A 3,304-nucleotide genomic window follows, 5' to 3' on the forward strand; every position below is an offset into this window, starting at 1 on the left:
GGGGCTATGACGCCGCGTTCGAGCTGGAGCGGATGATCGAGGAAGACCTCGCCGGGCTGGTCGACGCGCCGACCAGCGCGAACGTCAACCTCAACGCCGGGCTGACCGTCTTCGACGTCTCCGCGCTGCCGGAGACCGGGCCGGCCCTGCCGATCATCATGAGCATCATCAACACGTGGCTGATGAATGTGCTGGCCAACCAGGATGAGCCGGTCCAAACCGTCTTCGTCGTGGAAGAGGGGTGGCACCTCATCGAGGGCAGCTTCGCGAAGGTGGCTCGGCGCAACTGGAAGCTGGCCCGCGGCCTGGGTTTGTCCAACGTCGTCGCGGTGCACCACATCTCCGACGTGCCCGCCGACTCCCCCGCCATCGCAATGATCAAAGAGGCGGAGACGGTCTTCATCTACGGCCAGGCCAAGGAAGACGACGCCCGCGAGTGCGTCCGGTTGTTCAACCTGCCGTCCACCGCGATGGGCATCCTGCTGGAACTACCGAAGGGCACACCCCTAGTCAAGATCGGCACCGGCGGTCCGATCATCGTGTCGCACCTGCGTTCCGACCTGGAAGTGGAGTTGACCAACACCGATGCGGCGATGAGCGGCACCGGCGTCATCGTGCGCGAGGAAGAGGCCGACCTGGGCAGTGTGGAGGCCAGCGCGTGAGCGGCCCCGGCCGCCCACCGGCCAGTGGTGGGCTCAGCGACACCATCATGAACCTGGTCCTGGCGCTGATCGGGGTGCTGATCGCGGTCGCCGCGGTGTTCCACCTCGCGGTCCGCGGGGCGGCCGCGCTGGCCGGCCGCACGCCGGGGATCCGGTTCGACGACACGGTGACCGCGGTCCGGACATCACCGTTTGATCCGCTGGCCGGCTACCCCGGGTCGGTGCAGGGCCAGTTACCGCCGGCGCTGCTGGTGTGGGTGCTCGTGGTCGTGCTGGTCGGGGCGCCCCTCGGGCTGCTGGTGTGGTGGCGGCTGCGGCGGGCCGCGGCCTACCAGCCCGAGGGCCTGGCCACCCGCGCGGAGTTGAGCGAGACGCTGCTGGGTGACGCCGCGAAGCGCAAGGCCCGGCAGATACAGCCGATGTTCCTGGGCCACCACCCCTACGGCCGGCTGTATGCCCAGCATGAGGACTCGGTCCTGATCGTCGCCCCGCCGCGGATGGGCAAGACCATGTTCTTCGCCGTCGGCGCGATCCTGGACGCTCCCGGCGCGGTCGTGGCCACCAGCACCAAGGCTGAGCTGGTGTGGCTGACTGCCTCCATGCGCGGCCGCGGTGGCCGGCCGGTCCACGTGTTCGACCCCGAGGACATCGCCGGCTGGCCCACCCAGCTGCGGTGGTCGCCGGTCATCGGCTGCGAGGATCCCGCCGTGGCCATCGAGCGGTCTCGGGCATTCGTGTCGGCGGTGCCGCTGGGCGAGTCGACCACGAACGCGGACTTCTTCATCGAGGGCGCCGATGCCGTCCTGCAATGCCTGCTGCACGCGGCCGCGCTCGCCGGCAAGACGATGCGTGAGGTGGCCGCCTGGGCGGCCGACTTTGAAAACGACGAGCCGCTCAACATCCTGCGCAGCGACGACCGGGCCGGCGCCGGCTGGTACGGCACGCTGCGCACCTTCACCCACGGCGCCGACGACACGGTCAGCTCCACCAAGATGACGCTCGGGGTGATCCTCAAGCCGCTGGCGTCGCCGCGGGTGATGGACGTGGTCACCCCGGGGCCGCACGAGGGTTTCGACGTCGAGCAGTTCATTCAGGCCCGCGGCACCTTGTACCTGCTCAGCGAGGGTGACAACGGCTCGACGGCACCGTTCGTGACCGCGCTGGCCGACCACATCGTCAAAATCGCCAAGCGAATGTCGCAGCGTTTCCCGGACGGTCAGCTGGATCCGCCGCTGCGCCTGGTCCTCGACGAGGCGGCGAACGTGGCACCGCTGCCGAACCTGGCCGGGCTGATGAGCGACTCCGGCGGGCGCAGCGTGACCGTGATCGTGCTGATCCAGTCGCCGGACCAGGGCCGCGCCCGGTGGGGTGAGAACGGCTACGGGGCTTTGTGGGCGGCCGCGACCGTGAAGCTGATCCTCGGCGGTCTCGCCGACGCCAAGGAACTGGAGGAGTGGTCGAAGCTGTGCGGGGAGCGCAAGGTACGGCGGACCTCCACCACGCACGCCGCCCACCACGCCGGATCGGTCACCAAGAGCGAGGAACGAGAGCGGGTACTACGGCCCGAGAAAATCTTCACGCTGCCGCTCGGGCAAGCCCTGCTGTTCTACCGCAACATGAGCCCGACACTGGTGCGACTCCGGCCGTGGTGGAAACGCAAGGACGCCGGCGACATTCGCAAGGCACGCAAGATGAGCGCCGGAGAGCAGGCATGACCAGCACAGACCCCGACGACCTCTACGACCTCGACGACGTACCGGCGTCCGGCCCGTCGCGTTGGGCATGGCGCCACGCAGATCCCGGCACCGCCGCCGCGCTATGGCTCGACCTGATCGACTGGGTCAACTGGATCGTGCCGCGCTACGAACTAACCGGCGAGGCTGCCACGATCCCGCCGTGCTGGTACCGCCATCCCGTCGCGGTGGAGGAACTGACCGCACTCATGTCGGCCTGGCAAGCCGCGTACCACGGCAAGCCGCAAGCCCCCCGCGACGACCTGATCACCTGGCATGACCGGTGGTTCTGGCCGTCGATCGACCGGCTGCAAACCCGCGCCGGGTGGCGTAGCTGTATCGACGGCAACAGTCACCAGGAGCGCAAACTACGCCGGTGGACCCCCGACCCGCACATGACGTCATTCGTGGCGCAAGGCCCTGGACCCCCACACGATCCCACTGTCTGATGACAGCAGACAGGGACCGGCACGGGGAAGCCAACATGACCATTGCCGATCGCCACGGATGAAGGTTTCTCCATCGTGATCCCGACGACGATCCGCGGGCTGGCCCAGACTCGCCGCCAACTGACCGGCCTGCTAAGGGCCTTCCGTGTCCACGGGCCACGCGGCCTGTTCGCGTTCGGCCGTCACCACCGGGCCGAAGCCGCCATCCTCGCGTGGCCGCTGTTCGAGCAGCTCAGCGATGCCGCGCACGCTCACGAAGACACCGCGCACGCCGTTGACCTCGACCGGCGTCGCCGTAACCCCCGCGGGCCGGCGAAGGTGTCACTTGCCAGGCTCGCCAAACTGCTCGCCGTTGACGTGCCGGCCGCCGGCCGGGCCAGAAAAGGCGCACCGGCGAAGACTCACCAGCTCACCGCCTGGCCTACGGCCCTTGATGACCTCACGCGCATCGGTGAAGAAC

Annotated in this window: 3 protein-coding genes and 1 pseudogene; all 4 read left to right on the top strand. The window is 68.8% G+C overall.

Annotation, left to right across the window (positions count from 1 at the left end):
* A pseudogene (locus tag K228_RS29055) lies at window positions 1–662 on the top strand (hypothetical protein); the annotation flags it as partial.
* Complete coding sequence (locus K228_RS0124290; protein ID WP_025620699.1) at window positions 659–2,377, top strand: type IV secretory system conjugative DNA transfer family protein; 1,719 nt, start codon at window positions 659–661, stop codon at window positions 2,375–2,377. The pseudogene K228_RS29055 and the gene K228_RS0124290, both read left to right, overlap by 4 nt.
* Window positions 2,374–2,844, top strand: a complete 471-nt coding sequence (locus tag K228_RS26570; RefSeq protein ID WP_025620700.1) for a DUF4913 domain-containing protein — start codon at window positions 2,374–2,376, stop codon at window positions 2,842–2,844. Before K228_RS0124290 ends, K228_RS26570 begins: the two co-directional genes overlap by 4 nt.
* A gap of 75 nt (window positions 2,845–2,919) precedes the next feature.
* Window positions 2,920–3,304, top strand: a 385-nt coding sequence (locus tag K228_RS0124300) for a hypothetical protein (protein WP_155251637.1), incomplete at its 3' end; no start/stop codon positions are given.

The sequence above is a fragment of the Salinispora cortesiana genome (assembly GCF_000484695.1).
Classification (GTDB): domain Bacteria; phylum Actinomycetota; class Actinomycetes; order Mycobacteriales; family Micromonosporaceae; genus Micromonospora; species Micromonospora cortesiana.

Excerpts from the sequence above, each read along its gene's own strand:
- K228_RS26570 (WP_025620700.1), top strand. The coding sequence starts at position 2,374 with ATGACCAGCACAGACCCCGACGACCTCTACGACCTCGACGACGTACCG.